Genomic DNA, 19,153 nt, shown 5'->3' with positions numbered 1-19,153 from the left:
ACAGAATGACCTGCACGGCCTGGTGGTCACAGACCCAGCTAAACCCTGGGGCACCTTATGAAGCGCATAATGGCATCATCCACAGGCAAGAATCACGACGGCGGCCAAGGAGGAGGAGGTCCGGATGCTGAGGCTTCCCCGCATCACGGTTGAGGTTCCGGTGCTCGCCGTCGGAGCCAAACCCGCGGACTACGAACAGCTCGCCGCGTACACGGACGGGCTGCGCAGGCCGCAGGGCCTGCACATGACCCTGCTCCACATCGGCGTCCTGGAGGACTTCGCCGCCGACGTTGCTGAATGGACCAGAGGCGCCACGGTTCCGGACGCGGCCGCCCTCACAACCGCCGACTGGCTGCGCGCATTGCCAGTGCTGGAGGGCTTCTCCGGTACGGCCGAGCGACTGGTTCTGCTGGGCGGCGGCAGGGTGTCCGGACTCGAGGTGGACGTGCCCCAGGGCGTGCGGGACTTTCAGGTTTCCCTCGTCCAGGCCCTCCATGAGCTGCTGGATGACATGTTGGTGGACAACCCCGATGACTTTATCCTCAGCTCCCGCGCCCTGGGCTACAGGTATCCGCGGTGGCGCCCCCACGTTGCCGTGGGCAAGCCAAAGCCACAGGGGCATTCAGGGGAAGGCCGTTCACGGGAAGGAGGCGGCTCCTGGGAAATCCGTCCGCTCACGGTGGAGTTCGGACCGTCGCAGATCAGGAACGGGCAGTTACTGCCGGGCTCTGGCGACAGCCTTGCTTAGCGGCTCGCCTTCCATAATGGCTCGCCTTAGGCAGAGCGGCTGGCTTTCCCAGGAACGACGGCGGGTCTCACCTCGCGGGTTTGACCACCATGGCAGAGCCTCCCCCGCGCCTGGCCGGCTCGGCCGCGGCGACTAGGCGGCCGCCGGACTTGAACTCGATGGCCGTGGCTGCGCCGATCTCCGCTGCCGAAGTGAACGCGTCACCGGACGGGGTGAACTCGTGGCCGAACGGCTTCAGCTCGGTTCCATACGCGGTGATGAATGCGGGCTCGGCCGTCACCTTGGCCGAGTTCCGCTGCGCCGCCCGCGGAGCCGCGATGGCACCGGAGATGCTCATCCCCAGGTCCACCCTGTTCAGGATCGTCTGGAGGACGGTGGTGATGATCGTCGAGCCGCCGGGCGAGCCGAGGGCAAGGAACGGGTCGCCGTCCTTGAGGATGATCGTCGGGGACATCGAGGATCGGGGCCGCTTGCCGGGCTCAATCCGGTTCGGGTCCTTCGGGTCGTACACGGTGGAGAAGTCGGTCAATTCGTTGTTCAACAGGAAGCCGCGGCCGGGAACCACGATGCCGGAGCCGCCGGTCTGCTCGATGGTAAGGGTGTACTCGACGACGTTGCCCCACTTGTCCGCCACGGTCAGGTTGGTGGTGGAGATGTTCTCGGTGTCCTTCTCGCTGGCGGGGGCCGCCGCGGCGGCCGGGCACGCGCCGTCGTAATTCGCCACGATACCAGGGGCCACCGGCTTCACGGCCGCAAGCTTCGGATCAATCTCGCAAGAGCGTTCCTTGCCGAACAGCGGGTCCGTCAGGGCGCGGGTGGGGACATCGACGAACGCGGGGTCGCCCACGTACTTGCCGCGGTCCGCGAAGGCGAGCGCGCTGGCCTCGAGGTAGTGGTGCAGCGCGCTGGGCCTGGACATGCCGGAAAGGTCGAACGGCTCAAGGATGTTCAGCGCCTCGCCCACCGTGGTGCCGCCGCTGCTCGACGGGGCCATGCCGTAGACGTCGAGGCCACGGTATTCCACGTGGGTGGGCGACTGGCTCAGTGCGCGGTACTTGGCGAGGTCCGCAGTCGTCAGGTGGCCGGCCGGGACGGGCAGCTTGGTTGTCTTGGTCTTGGGCGGCGCCTGCACAGTCGACGCTATCTCCTTCGCGAGCGCGCCGTGGTAGAAGCCGCGTGTTCCCTTGTCCGCGAGCAGCCGGTAGGTTGCCGCGAGGTCCCGGTTCCTGAAGATACTGCCGACGGCGGGCGCGTCACCGCCGGGGAGGAAGAGCTTGCTGGTGGAGGTAAACGCCTGAAAGCGGAGCTTGTTGTCGAGTGTCTGCTGGCGGAAGGTGCCGTCCACCACGAACCCGCGCTCCGCGACGTTGATGGCCGGCTCGAGGAGGTCGTCCAGGTCCTTGGTTCCCCACCGGTCCAGTGCGCGCTCCCACGTGGCCGGCGTGCCCGGCACGCCCACCGAAACGCCGCTGGTGACGAGCTCGGGGGTGAAGTTGTAGGGTTTGCCGGTCTTGGGATCGATGAAGGCATTCTGCGGCATGGCCGCGGGGGCCGTCTCGCGGCCGTCGAGGGTGCTGACCCGGCCGGTGCGTGCGCTGTAGAAGAGGAAGTACCCGCCGCCGCCGATCCCGGCGCTGTACGGCTCGGTCACGCCGAGGGTGGCCGCAGCGGCGACCGCGGCGTCCGCAGCGTTGCCTCCCCTGCGGAGGATGTCGATGGCCGCGGCGGAAGCCTCCGGGTCCACGGTGCTCACCGCGCCGCCATATCCGGTGGCGGTCGCAGTCTTTTCGGTCACCCGCTCATCAGCAAACGCGGGGTTGGCGACGGCCCCCGCCGTCACGCTCACAGCCAGGGCCGCTGTGACGGCTGCTACTCGGCTTCTTAGGTGTGACATGGTCGCTCCCGGGACGGTGTACTGCGGGTTGACGGTACTGTCACGCTACTCCGCCGGGCAAGGACACTCAACGGCGAAAACCTCTCCGGGCGCGTCTCAACGGCTGTGTGCTTCATCAGCCGCGGCGCGCTGCCGGCGGCTGGCGTACAGGAACGGCACCGCGGCCACCTGGATCACGCCGCTGAACGCCAGCGACGCCGGGTAGCCGTATACGTCGGCGGCCCGCCCCAGCAGCGGCTGCACCACCACGCCGCCGCTCGAGCCAGTGAGGGAGGCGAAGCTGAGCACTGTTGCCCGCTGCCTGGAGTCAATCATGTCGTTGAGGTAGGCCTGCCCCACGGGGGTCCCGACCTCGGCCACCAGCGCCCAGGCGGCCAGCAGCACCAGGGCCACCCAGAACTCACGGGTGAAGCCGAGCGCCACCAGGATAAGTGCGCTCCCGGCCCCGCTGAGGATCAGCACCGTGGTGCGTTTGCGGACCAGGCGGCGGAAGCGCGGCGCCAGCCAGCCACCGAGGACCTCGGTCCCTGCGACGATGGCTGCGGCCAAACCTGCGACGGCGTACGCGCTGCGGTCGCCGAACAGCTCAAGCAGGTACGGCTGCAGGGCGTAGAAGACATAGATCCCGACGCCGGCCGTGAACGGCGCGGACAGCATCACATAGCGCACGGGCGGATTTTTCAGGCCGTTCTCGATGGACGCTGAAAGGACGGCGCGGGTTGCCTGCAGGGGATGCGCGGAGCGTTCGGGGGTGAAGCCGACGTCGTGCATGAGCCATAGGGCCACGACGAACATGGCCAGCAGCACGCCCACTCGCAGCAGGAACGGCACACCGAGGTCGGTGGCTTGGGCAATGACGCCGCCTGCCACCGACCCGATGAGCATGGCGGTGCCGGACACCATCTGGCCGCGCCCGAGTACCGTCTCCAGCGCACCGTCGTAGCCGGAGAAGTGCAGCGCGTCCACGAGCCAGGCCTCTACCGCGCCGGAGAAGAAGGTGAAGCCCAAACCGAGCAGCACGGACACCACTGCCCACGACCAGAACGGCGCGGAAAGCTGCCACAGCAGGTAGTAGAGGAGCGTCGAAACGGACAGGGTGGCGGTGCCGAGCAGGAAGGAAACCCGGCGCCCCCAGCCGTCGGCCACCACGCCGGTGGGCACCTCGAACAGCACCATACCGGCGGTGAAGAAGGCGTTCGCGGCAAAGGCTTCGAGGTTGCTGAGCCCGGCATCGAGCAGGAACAGCGTATTGATGCCCCAGATGAACGAGGCCGCAAGGGTATTGCCCAGTGTCAGCGTTAGGTAGATGCGCTGCACTTTGCGGGCCGCCGGATTCATCGCCTCGCTGTCCGTCCCGGCGCGAAGTTGGGGCACGAGCCCATTCTCGTCGTCTTGACCGGCGCCCGCCAGAGACCCTTTTATCGGCAGGCGTTCGAGCGTAGCGTCGTGCCCAACGGAGGAAGGCGGCGACCAATAGTGCGGCTCCGGTCCGCACAGTGCCGCCTCCCTCCTGAGCCGTCGAAGGAGGCGGGAATGGCTGCTGGCTGGAATGCTGATACAGCTGCCGGTCCGATGGGGTCGGGCACGGTCACGCTGGTGGAAGGTTCTTCCTTCTGCATTTCCTCGGCGAACGGGGATATCCACCCGGAGCATCCGCATGGGGTCTTCCATGAGGACACCCGCATCCTGTCCCGCTGGAACCTGTCTGTGAACGGCCTGCCCCTGGAGGCGCTGACGGCGGAGACCAAGGAGCCTTACCGGGCGCTGTTCATTGGCCGGGTACCCCGCTCTGACGGGTACGCTGACAGTCCCCTGATCGTGGAGCGCGTACGGGAGGTGGGTGCCGGCATCCGCGAGGAGATCACCATCCGGAACTACTCCTCGAAGGAGACCGAGTGCATCGTTTCGCTCAGTGTTGAATCGGATTTCGCTGATCTCTTTGAGGTGAAGGAGGCACGCGTCCAGCGGCGCTGGGAGGAATCCCGCCGGCCCGAGGGCGACTCGCTGGTGATCAGGGCCGGCTGGCAGGATCTTGTGAAGAGCGTCGTCGTCAACGCGCGTGGAGCCGAGGTCACGGCTGATTCCCTCACGTTCCGGACGGTGGTCCCGCCGCGCGGTGCATGGAGCTCTCGGGTGAGCGTCGCGCCTGCCGCCAACGGTGGCGGGGTCCCGCCGTCGTCATTGATCCGTCCGGTCGCCGGTGAGGTATCCCCGAGCGACCGCCGCCGGCAGGAATGGGTGGCCAAGATTCCCAAGCTGCACATGCGGAACCGTTCCATAGAGCGGACCCTGCGGCGCAGCTACGACGACCTGGGGGCCCTCCGCATCGAGGATCCCGCACATCCGGAACGCATTGTGGTGGCCGCCGGTGCCCCGTGGTTCATGACCCTGTTCGGCCGGGACTCGCTGTGGGCCTCGGAAATGGCACTGCCGGTGGATCCGTCCCTGGCGCTGGGCACCCTGCAGACGTTGGCCGACCGGCAGGGCAAAGTGGTGGATCCGATGAGCGAGGAGGAACCGGGGAAGATACTGCATGAGGTCAGGCTCGGTATCTCCAGCGGGCTGGCGCTGGGCGGCAAATCCGCCTATTACGGCAGCGTCGATGCCACGCCGCAGTTCGTGATGGCGCTCGGTTCGGTGAGCCGCTGGGGCTTCGCGAAGGACACGATTGCAGCGCTGCTGCCCCATGCCGACCGCGCTCTGGACTGGGTACGGAGTTACGGCGACAAGGACGGCGACGGGTTCGTCGAGTACGAGCGCCTCAACGACCAGGGCCTCATCAACCAGGGCTGGAAGGACTCATGGGACGGCATCAACTTCGCTGACGGGACGCTGGCCGAGCCTCCCATCGCGCTCTGCGAAGTCCAGGCCCTGGTCTACTCGGCGCTTCTGTCCAGGGCATGGATGGCCTACGACGCCGGCGACGCACCGTTGGCCGCCCGGCTCACCGAAGAGGCGGCGCAGCTGAAGAAGAAGTTCAACGAACAGTTCTGGCTGCCGGACCGCGGCTACTACGCTGTGGCACTCGACCGGGACAAACGGCCCGTGGACGCCTGCGCTTCCAACATGGGGCAGTGCCTGTGGCACGGCATTGTGGATGAGGACAAACTGCCGCTGGTAGCCGAGCGGCTGATGTCCCCTGAGATGTTCAGCGGCTGGGGCGTCCGGACCCTGGCCACCGACATGGGTGCCTACAATCCTGCCAGCTACCACAACGGGTCGGTCTGGCCGCACGACAATGCGATCATCGCGGCGGGCCTGCTGCGTTACGGCTTCGTGGAGGAGGCACAGCGGATCGCTACGGCTCTGCTGGAAGCGGCCGACTACACCGACGGACGCCTGCCGGAACTGTTCTGTGGCTTTAGCCGTGACCAGGTCACCGAGCCGGTGCCGTATCCGACGGCGTGCTCCCCGCAGGCATGGGCGGCCACCACGCCGATCATGCTGGTGACCAGCCTGATGCGGTACGACGCGCATGTGTCCCGGGGCGGCATGTGGATGGACCCCGTGCTGCCCGAATCCTACGGCGACCTGCACATCACCAACGCCCCCATGGGCGGCGGCCGGATCACCATCGACATCACCGGTTCCGAGCCCTCCGTGCAGGGGCTGCCGGAAGGACTGACCTTCCACCGCGAACACCGCCCATGGCTGACGGAGCTGCTAGCCGAAGCCGGGCTGGGAAAGTAAGGGACCGTTCAGGGTTGGCGGTCCAGCGCCTGCAGCAGCCGCCGGACCGAGCCGCCCAGGTTCCACTCGGTGGCGAGCCGCCCGAGCTCTTCCCGCGCCTCGCCCCCGACGGCATGCAGTTCCGCCCCCGCCTCCTCAAGGGACGGCAGCTCCAGATTGCGCACCACGTTGACGACGGCGGGGGCCACCTTGAGATAGTCCGCGGCCGCGGCGAGCTTCGAGCGGACCGAGGCGGATACCGCGCCTCCGGGATCCGCCGCCGCCGCTACCAGCCCGTCGAGTGTGCCGTGCTCCAGGAGGAGCGCCGCGGCGGTCTTCTCGCCGATGCCCGCGACGCCCGGCAATCCGTCCGAGGCGTCGCCGCGCAGGGTCGCGTAGTCGGCGTACTGCTCGGGGAGCACACGGTACTTCCCGACCACGACGGCGTCGGTCATGACTTCGAGGTTTTTCATGCCCCGGGCGGTGTAGATCACACGCACCTGCCGGGCATCGTCGACCACCTGGAAGAGGTCCCGGTCCCCCGTTACCACGTCGACCGGAAGGTCGGCGTGGCTGGCATAGGTGCCCACAACGTCGTCGGCCTCGTGCTCCGGAGCGCCCACGACGGCGATGCCGGCGAGATCCAGCACGTGGCGGATCATCGGGATCTGCGCCTCAAGCGCGTCCGGCACCACCTCCACGTCCGGGGCAGCCTGCCTCACCTCGGCGACCCGGTGGGACTTGTAGGTCGGGATGAGGTCCACCCGCCACTGCGGACGCCAGTCGTCATCCCAGCAGGCCACCAGATGCGTGGCGCCGTAGTCCGTGCTGAGCCGCGCGATCATGTCGAGCAGGCCGCGGACGGCGTTCACCGGGGTGCCGTCGGCCCTGCGGATGGTGTCGGGCAGGCCGTAGAAGGCGCGGAAGTACAGGGAGGCGGTGTCCAGCAGCATCAGGCGGTTGACCATGACTGATCCTGACACGGATTCACCGCGAGGTGCCCGTGAACACGGACCGGAAGTGGGAGGATGGGCGCATGGAACTGCACATCACCGGCGACGACGCCGCCGACAAACTGCTCAGCGACGACGCCTTCGCGCTGCTCACGGGCATGCTGCTTGACCAGCAGGTGACCATGGAGTCGGCGTTCGCCGGACCCGAAAAGATCCGCACGCGCATCGGGTCCATCAGTCCTGCCGCGGTCGCCGAACATGACCCGGCAGGCTTCGTCGAGGTCTTCAAGCAGCGTCCGGCAGTCCACCGCTTTCCCGGCTCCATGGCCGGCCGCGTCCAGGCGCTCGCCGACGCCGTGCAGAGCGAGTGGGACGGCGACGCGACCGCCATCTGGACCAGGGACGAACCCGACGGAAAGGAAGTTCTTCGCAGGCTGAAGGCCCTGCCGGGATTCGGCGAGCAGAAGGCCAAGATCTTCCTGGCGCTGCTCGGCAAGCAGTGCGGACTCGAGGCGCCCGGCTGGCGCGAGGCCGCTGGCCACTATGGCGAGGAGGGTTCATACCTCTCGGTCGCGGACATCGTGGACCCCGAGTCGCTGACGAAGGTGCGTGCCAGCAAGCAGGCAGCGAAGGCCGCCGCCAAAGCCGCGAAGGCGCCGGCCGCCGAATAGGGCCGGAGTACGACGGCGGCCGGTCGCCTTGGCGTTACAGGCTCAGTACTCGCCCTTGATCACGAAGTAGGAGCCGCGAATCTCGCCGGCCAGCTTCGACTTTTGGCGCGCGAACTTGAAGCTTGATGCAAGTTCCTCGGGAACTTCCATGCCTTGTGACAGCTTGAACCCCACTGCTCGCTTCGATCCGTCCTCGACGCCGTACATCACGTTGATCGACAAGCCGGATTCGTAGAACACGTACGCCATCCGAAAACCGTTCACTTCAAAGGAAGTCACCTCAAGCGGACGGGACGAGATGACAATGCTGCGCTCGTCGGAGAGGATGCGGTTCACCCGGTCCAGCGTTTCCGGCGCCTCACTTGCGGGCCTGACACTGAAAACGTGATCGTACTTGTTCTTGTAATAACGGGCCTCGTTGGCACGCAGTCCTGCCAGCGCCTCCGCGACTGGTGACGGTTCCAGGCCAACGGTGGATACGTTCTGGAAGTCTACGATGTATGGCATGCGCCCTCCTGATCATGATTCATCGCTTTCCCTACCCTAATGTCCGGTGCTGCAGCCCGCTTCTCGATTCCTGATCGATTGGAGTCAGTAGCGCCAGCGGAGGGCAGCAATCACGGCCTCCCGGTCAAGCTTGGCAAATCGCTCTGCTTCACCCCGCCGCACAGCCACATAGGCGTCCACCAATTCATGGCCCAATGCTGAGCGGAGGAAACCGCTGCCGTCCAGATCGTCCAAAGCCGTGAACATGTCAGGCGCAAACGCCCGGATGTCCAGGCGCTCCCTCTCCGCCTCGCTTAAGGTGCCTGGATCGACGGTGACCTCGGCAGGCAGTTTCAGCCGTCTCCTGAAGCCCTCCATTGCGGCGGCAAGAATGGCTGCTACGGCAAGGTACTGGTTGGCGGATCCATCGCAGCATTTCACTTCGACGTTCGATTGCTCGTCCTCGTAGCCCTTCAGGCCCGGCACAAAGCGGACGGCAGCCTCGCGGTTGCCCGTGCCCCAGCAAATAAAACTGCCCGCCCATTGTTCTGGTTGAAGCCGGGCCAGGCTCAAAGCACTTCCTCCCAGCAATGCTGCGCTTTCCACCAGCCTGCCGAGCACGCCCGCGATCATGCTCTCGCCTTCCGGGCTCATTTGCGTAGCGGCTGCAGCGTCGTAGAAGACGTTGCCATCCCCGTTCCTCGCGGAGAAATGGATGTGGCATCCGTTGGTCGCGGTTTTCGAATCCGCTATTGGCGAGTAAGAAACGTGCAATCCATGCCGGCGGGAAACCCGGGCGACGATGAACCGGGCGAGAAGGTAATCATCCACGGCCTGAACCGGGCTCCTCGGGGCCAGGGCGATTTCCACCTGGCCTTGGCCATACGCGGGGTGGATCTGTTCAACCGGGACACCGGCCTCCACAAGTGTCGTGAGCACGTCCAGATGCCATGCCTCCAACTGAAGGAATGCGGCCGCACCATAGCCCGGACCATCGTGTGCGAGAACGGGCGCGTCCTGGGTACCGCTGAACACGGTGAATTCCAGCTCGAAGCCCACCGAAACCTCCAGCCCGGCCGCTGACCATTCGGCAGCCTCACGTTTGAGTGCCGTGCGTTGGCAGGTTGGAAACGGAGCGCCGTGCATGTCCACCAGGTCGGCCGGCGCCCAGGCGAGGCCGCTCGCCTTGTCAATGACGGCAACTGCTGCCCGGTCCGGCATTCCGCGCAGGTCACCGACTATGGGGTCGATCTCGGATGACCGGGTGACATGGTCGTCGGCGGCCAGGAGCACTCCGACGCTTACTGAGACGCCGCAGCCCCTGTGGAAGGCACCCTCGACCTTGGGCCCCGGCAGCACTTTGACCCTCGAAACGCCTGCGTTGTCCAGGCTGGAAATGACAAGAGCCCTGACTTGCTGGAGATCCATGTCTGCTTTTGGATTTGAAGTCACGGCTTTCCTTTCGTTGTTCAGGCGATCGGCACTGAGCTTTAGGCCTTCAAGTTATAGACGCGCCTGGCGTTTTTCGAGGCAACCATCGCGGCAATTCTTTCGGCGTGGTTCGGGGTTGCCCAGCCCGAGGCAACCCAGTCATCCATCAGGGCCACGAACTCACTTCGCCAGATGGCCGCACTGACGGCGTAGTGCTCGCCAAGGCCATACGAGTCCGATGAGTAGAGCACCTTGCTGAACGGCGCAACCTCCATCGACTGGCGGATCGCTGTACCGGCACTCGGGCCCAGGTAATGCGAAACCAGACCCACGTCCAGGTAGACGTGCGGGAAGACCTGGGCGAGGATTCCGGCTTCCCTGATAAAGGGATAGCAGTGCAGGAGCATGAAATCGACGCCCCGTGATCTGGTGGCGTGAAAGAGCGGATTGAGCCGGGAGGGATCAGCCCGGAACAGCTCGATGTCTCCGTCGCCGTATCCCGTGTGGAGCTGAATGGGAAGGGCTGCGTCGATCCCCGACCAAAGCCCGAACCTCAGCAGGACCGGATCAGTCACTCTGAAGGTCCCGGTTCTCTCCGCAGTACGGAACCATTCGTCGGCGGCTTTGAGCACTTCACGCCCGGATGGCCGTTCTGCGGGAATGTCGAAACCATGACGGTAGGCGATGATGGATTTCAGCCCCACGGCGTCGCGGCTTCTGGCGGCAAGCGTCGCCGGGAGTTTCGCAACAAAGCCGGCTGCCGTGGATTCGGAAGCAAGGTCCTCGGCCACTCTCTCGATCCGGACGATCTCGCGGGTACGGGCTTCAGCACGCGCCGCCATGGCGGCGGGTCCCAGCAGGCGCGTATCCGGTATGCCCGTGTCAAGAAGATAGTCGGACGTCCCCGTGCTGCGAAGCAGCAGCCTGTTAGCTTCTGCGGCGCCGATGCTCCTGCGCCGCGCGAGGTATTCATCAAGTGGCGCAAGAGGCTCGAGTCCGAGGATCGGGGCGCAGAAACGCCGCACCGTCAGTCCGAAGGGCGAATCGAGGCTGTCCGTGCCTGCAGGTCCCGGCCAGTCGGACTCGGTGGCCAGACTCCTGAACTCGTCGTCGCTCAGTTCGGTCTCGACGACTCCGTGACTATGGTGATCAATCAGGGGAAGGTCAACACTGCGGCTGTTTGCGTCAGTCATGATCCCCGCCAACTGTTCGTGTTCGCTCACCTTAGATTGAGTATGGGTCCGATGTCACGGGAGGGCGATGCGGCACCGGCAGCCAATCAGCGCTGGAAGTACGACGGCGGCCGGTCGCCCCCGGGCACGTCCCGTCCCACGAAATGACGCTAGGCCGGCTGGTACGTAACCATCAGCACTCCAGTCGCGGTGGGGGTGCCCATGGCGTTCTGTTCGGGCCACCAGAGTAGGACCCGACTAATGTCCGACTGATCTGCTTGTCGGGACCCCACAAAATCTTGCCCTCGATGGGGAATTAGCGTCAGTTCGGAGGAATATCCGCAGCCATCACACGCAAAGGACCCATCAATGACGATTCAGGCAAACGCGAGCGAAGACGCAAGCCACGCGACCATCCCCGGCACCTTCCCCATCCTGGAAACCGCCCGGCAGCAGGTTCTCGAGGACGGCATCGGGCTCACCCAGGCGCAACTCGAGGAAGTACTCCGCCTTCCGGATGAGGCCCTTCCCGCAGCCCTGCAGCTTGCCCACGAGGTACGGCTAAGGCACTGCGGCGAGGACGTCGAGGTGGAGGGCATCATCTCCATCAAGACCGGCGGCTGCCCCGAGGACTGCCATTTCTGCAGCCAGTCCGGCCTGTTCGACTCCCCCGTCCGCGGCGTGTGGCTCGACATCCCCGAGCTGGTCAAGGCAGCGAAGGAAACCGCTGCGACCGGGGCCACCGAGTTCTGCATCGTCGCCGCCGTCCGCGGCCCCGACATCAAGCTCATGAACCAGATCAAGTTCGCGATCGACCGCATCAACGAGGAAGTCGACATCAACATCGCCTGCTCGCTCGGGATGCTCACCCAGCGCCAGGTGGACCAGTTGGCCGAGTGGGGCGTGCACCGCTACAACCACAACCTGGAAACGGCCCGCAGCTACTTCCCGGAGGTTGTCACCACGCACAGCTACGAGGAGCGCCTCGAGACCTGCAACATGGTCAAGGCCGCCGGCATGGAACTGTGCTGCGGTGCCCTGATCGGCATGGGCGAAACCCTCGAACAGCGCGCCGAACTCGCCACCCAGCTCGCAGCCCTCGAACCCCACGAGGTCCCGCTGAACTTCCTCAACCCCCGCCCCGGAACCCCGCTCGAAAACCAGGGCATCATGGACGGCAAGGACGCCCTCCGCGCCATCGCCGCGTTCCGGCTCGCCATGCCAGGCACCGTGCTGCGCTACGCCGGCGGCCGCGAGCTCACCCTCGGCGACCTCGGCACCCGCAACGGTCTCCTCGGCGGCATCAACGCCGTCATCGTCGGCAACTACCTCACCACGCTCGGCCGACCGGCGACGGCGGACCTGAACCTCCTGGTGGAGCTGAACATGCCGATCAAGGAACTCCAGAAGACGCTATGACCGGGGTTTCGACAAGCTCAACCAGCGGGGTTTCGGTTTCCGGGGTTTCGACAAGCTCAACCAGCGGGGTTTCGGTTTCCGGGGTTTCGACAAGCTCAACCAGCGGGGTTTCGGTTTCCGGGGTTTCGACAAGCTCTACCAGCGGGGCCGCCTTTTGCGGGCACTGCGGTGAGCCGTACGACGGCGGCGACAACCCGCCGTCGTACGCCCACCGGACGTGCGGCGAACGACTGGCAATGGAACCGCCGCGTTACTGCACCGCCTGCCGGCGGCGGATGAAGGTCCAGGTCACGCCGTTGGGCTGGTCAGCGGAATGTTCCCGACACGGGGTGCTGATCCCGTGACGCAGGATTCGGAGCAGACTGACCTCATCCAGCGGGACCGCGCACGCCTGTGGCACCCTTACGCGCCGGCCTCCCCCGACCTTCCGCTGTGGGAGGTGGAGGCGGCCGGCGGCGTGCGGCTGCGGCTCCGCGGTGAAGACGGCACCCGCCACGAGGTGATCGATGCGATGTCCTCGTGGTGGTCGGTGATCCACGGTTACCGCCACCCGGTCCTGGATGCCGCCGCCAAAGCGCAGCTGGCGAAGTTCAGCCATGTGATGTTCGGCGGCCTGACCCATCCCCCGGCCGTGGAACTGGCCGAGCGCCTGGTGGCCCTGGCCCCGGGTGCCCCCGGCCGGTCCGGGCTGGAGCGGGTGTTCCTGGCGGACTCGGGTTCGGTCGCCGTGGAGGCTGCGCTGAAGCTGGCGGTGCAGTTCCAAACCGGCGTCGGCCATCCGCGGCGGCAGCGGTTCCTTAGCCTCCGCGGCGGCTACCACGGCGACACGTTCGCGGCCATGGGGGTCTGCGATCCGGTGGACGGCATGCACTCGGCCTTCCCCGGGCTGCTCGCCGGCAACCTCTTTGCGCCCCGTCCTCCGGCGGCGGCGTCAGCGACCCCGGAAACCGTCAAGGCGTGGGCATCCGATGTGGCGGACCTCGCGGCCGCGCACTCCGCCGAACTGGCGGCAATCGTCGTCGAACCGGTGCTCCAGGGTGCCGGCGGCATGCACGCGTACCCGGCCGAATGCCTGGCAGCGCTCCGGGAGGTCGCGGACCGGCACGGGCTGCTGCTCATCTTCGACGAGATCGCCACCGGCTTTGGCCGTACCGGCGAGCTGTTCGCGGCCGATCATGCCGGCGTCGTGCCGGACATCATGTGTGTGGGCAAGGCCCTGACCGGCGGGTATCTGACCCTCGCCGCCATGCTCTGCACCGCTGAGGTGGCCGCGGTTGTTTCCGGCAGCCAGGCCGGTGCCCTGCTGCACGGCCCCACGTTCATGGGCAACCCGCTGGCGTGTGCCGTGGCCAACGCCAGCCTCGGCATCATCGACGCCGGCAGCTGGCAGGCGGACGTAGCCCGGATTGGCACGGGCCTGGCGTCCGGGCTGGCCCCCGCCCGGGAACTGGCGGCCGTCCGGGACGTCCGCACCATCGGCGCCGTCGGGGTCATCGAGCTGCACGACGCCGTCGACGTCACGGCGGTCACCGCGGCAGCCATCAGCCACGGCATCTGGGTTCGCCCCTTCCGGAACCTCGTGTACACCATGCCGCCGTACATCAGCACCGCGGCGGACATCGCGCAGATTACGGCGGGGATGACGGCGGCCGTCGCCGAGATCCACGAAGTTCAGGTTCATGAAGTCCAGGTCCGCGAACGCGTCCCCGCCCACTCGGGCGGTGCATCATGAGCGGCTCGATGACCCAGTGGCTCGAGCGGCAGGCCGCCGTCAGGGAACGCCGGGGCCAGGTCCGCCGCCCGCTCCCCCGAGTTGCGCACGAGCAGTTCATCGACCTGGCCAGCAACGACTACCTCGGCCTTTCAACGGACCCGCGGGTCGCCGGGGCAGCCGCGGAGGCCGCGTCGCGGTGGGGCGCCGGCGCCACGTCCTCGCGCCTCGTGGCCGGAACAACCCAGCTGCATCTGGACCTCGAGCAGGAACTGGCCATGCTGGCCGGGATGGAAGCGGCGCTGGTCTTCTCCTCCGGCTATCTGGCCAACATCGGGGTGATCACGGCGCTGGGCGGTCCCGGGACGTTGATCGTCGCGGACGAGCACTGCCACGCCTCAATGATCGACGGCTTCCGCCTTAGCCGCTCGCGCACCGAATCGTTCGCCCACAACAGCGTTGAGGAAGCCGGCCGCCTGCTCGCCGGCCGCACAGAACCGCGGGCGATTCTCGCCGTCGAATCCGTCTACAGCGTCCTCGGCGACGAGGCACCGCTCGCTGATCTGCTGACCCTGGCCGAACAGCATGACGCCGTCCTGCTCATTGACGAGGCCCACAGCCTCGGCGTCACCGGCTCCGGCAGCTTCCAGGGCCGTGGCTCCGGGGCCGGCACCAACCTCGCCGGGCATCCCAACGTGATCGTAACGGCCACGCTGTCAAAAGCCTTGGGAAGCCAGGGCGGTGCGGTCCTGGGATCCGCGCTGCTGCGCGAACACCTCCTCAACCGGGCCCGCGGCTTCATTTTCGACACCGGACTGGCGCCGGCGTCCGCCGCAGCGGCCCTGGCCGCGGCGTGGATCATCCGGGACGAACCGTGGCGGGCCGGGGCCGTCCACAGTAACGCGGCGGCGCTTGCCGCCGGGCTTGCCCCGGCCCTTGCCCAGCGCGGAGAAATTCCCGGGCGGACAGCCGGGGCCGTCCAGTCCATCCCCATGCCGTCCGCGGAATCTGCCCTGGCTGCCGCCGAGTCCGCGCGCCGCGCCGGCGTCCGGATCGGTTGCTTCAGGCCGCCGTCCGTTCCGGACGGGATCTCGCGGCTGCGGCTCACCGCCCGAGCCACCCTCACGCCCGAAGAAATCGAAGACAGCTGCGCAGTGCTGCGCGGCATTTTGGAGGAACTTCCATGAGCCTTTCCCCCGTCATTCTGGTCACCGGAACGGACACCGGCGTCGGCAAAACCATCACGACGGCGGCCCTCGCCGCCGTCCTGCAGGGAATGGGACGCAGCGTCGCGGTTTACAAACCGTGCCAGTCGGGTGCGGCCGACGGCGATTCCGACGCGGCCGAGATTGTCCGGCTCGCAGGCGCCGTGACCGCTGAAACCGGCGTCGTCCTGCAGGAACCCATGGCGCCGGTCGCGGCTGCCGCCGTGGATGGGACGCCGCTGCCTGCGCTGGCTGCGCACGCACGGCGGATCCGCGAATTCACCGCATCCCACGACCACGTCCTGGTGGAGGGCGCCGGTGGCCTCCTCGTGGAACTGGATTCGGACGGCGGTACCCTGGCGGACCTCGGATCGCTGCTGGCGGCGGCATTTGTGCTCATCGCCCGGCCCGGCCTCGGGACGCTGAACCACACAGCCCTGACCCTCGAGGCGCTGTCCAGCCGCGGGCTCGACGTCCTCGGGGTCGTGCTCGGCAGCTGGCCCGTGAGCCCCGACGCCGTACACCACAGCAACCGGCAGGTGCTCGGGTCCTTGCCCGTGCCGCTCCTGGGTGCCCTGCCCGAGCAGGCCGCGGAATTATCCCCGGCTGATTTCCGTGCCGGCGCAGCTGCATGGCTGAACGGCTTGCCCGCATGATGCCGGCACCCAGTAGGGCGCTGCAGGCGACGGCCGCTCCGTCTTCAGCCGAGGTAGACCGGCCCGCCCCGGCGGGCAATCCCGACGGAGCCAAGTGCCCCTACCTCGTGGTGCGGGACCCGGAATCGGTCCGGGACGTCCTGCACCGGCCTGCCGATTTCAGCCCGGCGAATGCCCTGGTGGCGGTGACACCGCTGGAGGGACCCGCCCTGCGCGTGCTGCAGCGCGTGGGCTTTGCATTGCCTCCGGTGCTGGCCAGCAATGACACCACCACGCACGGTGGAATCCGCAAAGTGGTGGCTGGTTTTTTCACACCAGCCACCGTCGTGGCCATGGAACCGCGCATCCGGGAACTGGCAAGGCATGCGGCGGGGAACTCCGCGCACCAGCTGCACCGGTCCGGCCACGCGGACCTTGTGCAGACGGTCGCGGCCTTCCCGCCCGCCATCGTGATGCTCGAACTCCTCGGGTTGCCCGTGCGGGATCTTGCGGACCTCAAGCGCTGGGGGCTGGATTCCATGGAACTGTTTTGGGGCTGGCCCGACGGGGAGCGGCAGCTCGAGCTGGCCCTCAGCGCCGCTGAATTCTATGTCTGGCTGCGCCGGCTCGTGGCCGAATCCGTGGCCGCTCCGGGACGCAACCTGTTCAAGTCGCTGGCCGAGCACGGCCTGTCCAGGACCGAGATGTGCTCACTCGGCTACTTCCTGCTGATCGCCGGCCAGGAAACCACCACCCAGCTGATCAGCACCACGCTGTTCCGGCTGCTGGAGGGTGCCACGCCCATGGGCTGGAAGGAAGCGGCCTCGGAAGTCGGCGCCAGGTCCGCGGTCAGGCATGTGCTCGCCACCGAGTCATCCGTCCCCACCTGGCGCCGCGTTGCCGCACACGACACCAGCCTCGGTGGTGAGCAGGTTCCGGCCGGCGCCGAAATACTCCTTGAACTGTCCGGCAACCAGATCACCGGGGGCGGTACGCCTGCGGACCCGTCGCCGCATGCCGAGGCCTGGCGCGGACCCGCAACCGGCCTCATATTCGGCTCGGGCATCCATCGCTGTCTCGGGGCCAAGCTCGCCGAACTGGAAGCCAGCGTCATCATCCAGGAAACCGCGGCGGCGCTGCCGGGGATCCAGTCGTGGGATCACGAGCCGGAATGGATCCGGCACCTGTCCTTCCAGGCACCCCGGACCGTGAGCGTGATGAACGGTCCGGACTGACCGGCCTACAGGCGAAAAACGGGTCGGGGCTAAAGGGACACTGGCTAGAAGGACGGCACTGTGAATCCCAGGCCCAGCAGGCCGCGGCCCGCCTGTTCGAGGATCGGATCCAGGCTCAGGGTCGGGTGGTTGAGGAGGACATTCACGTCACGCTGGATCCGCTGCAGCGGATGCGAAAGCCGGTGGGCACTGCCTCCCGAGCCCGAGACGGTGAGCCGCACTGCTTCCTCCGCTGCCTCGCCGCTGAGGGCAAGGGAGAGCCGGTACTTGGCCCGCTCGTCTTCAGTCAGGCCTGACGGCTGGTGCTCAAGTGACGACGAAACGATGCGGAGCGCCTCCTGCCAGTGCAGGCGCGCCGTGGCAACCAGTCCGTATGCCTGCGAGAAGCGGGCCTGCGCCAATGGTGAGTCCGCCTGGCGGTTGTCAATGGTGTTCTTGACCTTGCGCACCAGCATCTTTTCCCGGAACACGTCGACGGCGTACTCGGCGGGCTCCCAGCGCGGCGGCGGGTGCCACCAGGTTCAGCAGCGTTGCCATGGGTGTGTGGATCATCGGGTCCAGGTGGATTAGGCTGCCGGGATTGTCCGCGGCGCTCAGCAGCGCCCAGTCCATGGCCCGATGCTCCGGAACAAACAGGTCTTTCGCCCGAAGGTCGTTGCTGCCGGTCCCCCGCAGCCCCGCAGTGTGCCAAACATCCTCCAGCTCCACCTCGCCGACCGGGACGAGGCACTGCAGGCGGACGCCGTCGGACTGCACCGCCAGCAGGGCCCACTCCGAATGCATGACCCCCGACGCGAAGCTCCAGTGGCCCGAAATTGCGAATCCTCCCGGGACCTTCCTGGCCGTGCCCACGGGGGCGCTCGTCGCAGCAGCCAGCGGGGCAGGCCCGTTGGCGAAGACTTCGTCCTGGACCTGCCGGGGCCAGCGGGCCAGCATCCAGACGTGCTCGATCAGGTGCCCGGCAGTCCAGGCACTCGACGCGCATCCCCGGGCCAGCCGCCGGACGACCTCAGCGTAAGTTTCAACGCCCATGCCGTATCCGCCCAGCTCCCTCGGGGCCAGAATCCGGAACACGCCGGCCTCTTTCAGTTCGTTGATGGTGGATTCCGGGAGGCGGCGCAGCCGCTCAGTTTCCTCCGCCCGCTCGCGCAGCCGGGGAACCAGCTCCTCAACACGGCTGAGCATCTCGTCGTGGCTGGGGACGGTGCCGGCAATTGCGGGCAGTGCCTGCCCGACGTCGGCCCCCGACAGTTCCAGCGTATGTGCGGTGCGGTCCCGCTTCGCCGCCAGGTAACCATGGTTGGCCGGCGAGAGGTACACGCCGGTGGGAACCTGCTCCGCGACGTCGATGCCCAGAGCCGTCAGCTGTGCGGCCTTGTCCGGATTGTTACTCAGAAGGCGGATGCTCGTGGCGCCGAGGGCGCCCAGCATCTGTGCGGCCGCAGTGTAGTCGCGCTCGTCCTCGCCGTGGCCCAGGGCCAAATTGGCGTCGTAGGTATCGAGGCCCGTGTCCTGCAGGGCGTAGGCGTCGAGCTTGGAGTAGAGGCCGATGCCGCGGCCCTCCTGGCGGAGGTAAAGCAGGAATCCACCTGCTGCGGCAATCTCTTCGACAGCCTCGCGCAACTGCGGTCCGCAGTCACAGCGCTGGCTGCCGAACACGTCGCCGGTCATGCATTCGCTGTGCAGCCGGACCAGCGGCACGTCATGGGCGAGGAGCGTCTGCTCCCATTGGCCCAAGGCGAGCAGCAGGTGCTCCTTGCCGTCCGCGAGGCCGCGGAACGTCAGCACCTCGGCTGTGGTGCTGAATCCGTCCGGAAAGCGCAGGGGCACAGTCACCTGGCTGCGCACAGTGGCCACGGGCAGGGCCGCGGCCTGCAGGGTGGTTTCAACACAAGCGGTCATCAAAGGTCCTCGACATTTCGGG

General features: G+C 67.0%; 17 protein-coding genes and 1 pseudogene. 9 read left to right on the top strand and 9 right to left on the bottom strand.

Annotated elements, in window-relative coordinates:
* Nucleotides 1–124: 124 nt before the first annotated feature.
* A complete protein-coding gene (locus QFZ33_RS13745; RefSeq protein ID WP_307028308.1) occupies nucleotides 125–748 on the top strand; it encodes a hypothetical protein in 624 nt (207 codons plus the stop codon).
* Nucleotides 749–815: 67 nt separating this feature from the next.
* On the opposite strand, the gene ggt is transcribed toward QFZ33_RS13745, so the two are convergent.
* Nucleotides 816–2,642 carry a gamma-glutamyltransferase gene (gene ggt, locus QFZ33_RS13740; RefSeq protein WP_307028306.1) on the bottom strand — a complete coding sequence of 609 codons (1,827 nt, stop codon included), beginning with the start codon at nucleotides 2,640–2,642 and terminating at the stop codon, nucleotides 816–818.
* A gap of 96 nt (nucleotides 2,643–2,738) precedes the next feature.
* Nucleotides 2,739–3,980 (bottom strand): MFS transporter, encoded by a 1,242-nt coding sequence (locus QFZ33_RS13735; protein ID WP_307031805.1) that lies wholly within the window; start codon nucleotides 3,978–3,980, stop codon nucleotides 2,739–2,741.
* 195 nt (nucleotides 3,981–4,175) lie between these two features.
* On the opposite strand from QFZ33_RS13735, the gene QFZ33_RS13730 reads away from it, so the two are divergent.
* Complete coding sequence (locus tag QFZ33_RS13730; protein ID WP_307028303.1) at nucleotides 4,176–6,332, top strand: amylo-alpha-1,6-glucosidase; 2,157 nt, start codon at nucleotides 4,176–4,178, stop codon at nucleotides 6,330–6,332.
* A gap of 8 nt (nucleotides 6,333–6,340) precedes the next feature.
* On the opposite strand, the gene QFZ33_RS13725 is transcribed toward QFZ33_RS13730, so the two are convergent.
* Complete coding sequence (locus tag QFZ33_RS13725) at nucleotides 6,341–7,279, bottom strand: 5'-3' exonuclease (RefSeq protein ID WP_307028301.1); 939 nt, start codon at nucleotides 7,277–7,279, stop codon at nucleotides 6,341–6,343.
* 68 nt (nucleotides 7,280–7,347) lie between these two features.
* Here QFZ33_RS13725 and QFZ33_RS13720 point away from each other — a divergent pair, with 68 nt between their 5' ends.
* A complete protein-coding gene (locus QFZ33_RS13720; RefSeq protein ID WP_307028300.1) occupies nucleotides 7,348–7,935 on the top strand; it encodes an HhH-GPD-type base excision DNA repair protein in 588 nt (195 codons plus the stop codon).
* A 42-nt stretch (nucleotides 7,936–7,977) separates the two neighbouring features.
* Here the strand turns inward: QFZ33_RS13720 and QFZ33_RS13715 are convergent, their stop codons facing one another.
* From QFZ33_RS13715 to QFZ33_RS13705, 3 genes are all read right to left on the bottom strand, one after another.
* Entirely contained in the window at nucleotides 7,978–8,442 is a 465-nt protein-coding gene (locus QFZ33_RS13715) for a phage tail protein (protein ID WP_307028298.1), read from the bottom strand.
* An 84-nt stretch (nucleotides 8,443–8,526) separates the two neighbouring features.
* Nucleotides 8,527–9,642 (bottom strand): glutamine synthetase family protein, encoded by a 1,116-nt coding sequence (locus QFZ33_RS13710; RefSeq protein ID WP_307028296.1) that lies wholly within the window; start codon nucleotides 9,640–9,642, stop codon nucleotides 8,527–8,529.
* Between the two features lie 269 nt (nucleotides 9,643–9,911).
* Entirely contained in the window at nucleotides 9,912–11,045 is a 1,134-nt protein-coding gene (locus QFZ33_RS13705; RefSeq protein WP_307028294.1) for an amidohydrolase family protein, read from the bottom strand.
* Between the two features lie 348 nt (nucleotides 11,046–11,393).
* Here QFZ33_RS13705 and bioB point away from each other — a divergent pair, with 348 nt between their 5' ends.
* Nucleotides 11,394–12,443, top strand: a complete 1,050-nt coding sequence (gene bioB / locus QFZ33_RS13700) for a biotin synthase BioB (RefSeq protein ID WP_307028292.1) — start codon at nucleotides 11,394–11,396, stop codon at nucleotides 12,441–12,443.
* On the opposite strand, the gene QFZ33_RS13695 is transcribed toward bioB, so the two are convergent.
* Entirely contained in the window at nucleotides 12,418–12,636 is a 219-nt protein-coding gene (locus QFZ33_RS13695) for a hypothetical protein (RefSeq protein WP_307028290.1), read from the bottom strand. The two genes, bioB and QFZ33_RS13695, sit on opposite strands and share 26 nt — an antisense overlap.
* Before the next feature lie 19 nt (nucleotides 12,637–12,655).
* Here QFZ33_RS13695 and bsaP point away from each other — a divergent pair.
* From bsaP to QFZ33_RS13675, 5 genes and pseudogenes are all read left to right on the top strand, one after another.
* Nucleotides 12,656–12,787: pseudogene (bsaP, locus tag QFZ33_RS24095) on the top strand (biotin synthase auxiliary protein BsaP); the annotation flags it as partial.
* The gene (locus QFZ33_RS13690) at nucleotides 12,757–14,175 is read left to right on the top strand and encodes an adenosylmethionine--8-amino-7-oxononanoate transaminase (RefSeq protein ID WP_373427277.1); all 1,419 of its coding nucleotides are present in this window, start codon (nucleotides 12,757–12,759) and stop codon (nucleotides 14,173–14,175) included. The pseudogene bsaP and the gene QFZ33_RS13690, both read left to right, overlap by 31 nt.
* A gap of 8 nt (nucleotides 14,176–14,183) precedes the next feature.
* On the top strand, nucleotides 14,184–15,341 hold the full coding sequence (locus QFZ33_RS13685; RefSeq protein ID WP_373427351.1) for an 8-amino-7-oxononanoate synthase: 1,158 nt from the start codon (nucleotides 14,184–14,186) through the stop codon (nucleotides 15,339–15,341).
* Entirely contained in the window at nucleotides 15,338–16,015 is a 678-nt protein-coding gene (bioD, locus tag QFZ33_RS13680) for a dethiobiotin synthase (protein ID WP_307028283.1), read from the top strand. The genes QFZ33_RS13685 and bioD overlap by 4 nt, the downstream gene beginning before the upstream one ends.
* The gene (locus QFZ33_RS13675) at nucleotides 15,991–17,229 is read left to right on the top strand and encodes a cytochrome P450 (protein WP_307028281.1); all 1,239 of its coding nucleotides are present in this window, start codon (nucleotides 15,991–15,993) and stop codon (nucleotides 17,227–17,229) included. Before bioD ends, QFZ33_RS13675 begins: the two co-directional genes overlap by 25 nt.
* A gap of 44 nt (nucleotides 17,230–17,273) precedes the next feature.
* Here the strand turns inward: QFZ33_RS13675 and QFZ33_RS13670 are convergent, their stop codons facing one another.
* Together QFZ33_RS13670 and ribA are read right to left on the bottom strand one after the other, a co-directional pair.
* Nucleotides 17,274–17,699, bottom strand: a complete 426-nt coding sequence (locus QFZ33_RS13670; protein WP_307028279.1) for a hypothetical protein — start codon at nucleotides 17,697–17,699, stop codon at nucleotides 17,274–17,276.
* The gene (gene ribA / locus QFZ33_RS13665) at nucleotides 17,653–19,131 is read right to left on the bottom strand and encodes a GTP cyclohydrolase II RibA (RefSeq protein WP_307028277.1); all 1,479 of its coding nucleotides are present in this window, start codon (nucleotides 19,129–19,131) and stop codon (nucleotides 17,653–17,655) included. The genes QFZ33_RS13670 and ribA overlap by 47 nt, the downstream gene beginning before the upstream one ends.
* Nucleotides 19,132–19,153 lie beyond the last annotated feature (22 nt).

Origin of the sequence: Arthrobacter globiformis (genome assembly GCF_030815865.1) — a bacterium.
GTDB classification, from domain to species: domain Bacteria; phylum Actinomycetota; class Actinomycetes; order Actinomycetales; family Micrococcaceae; genus Arthrobacter; species Arthrobacter globiformis_B.
The sequence above is the reverse complement of the archived record's forward strand: the minus strand, read 5'-3'. Positions and strand labels throughout refer to the sequence as shown.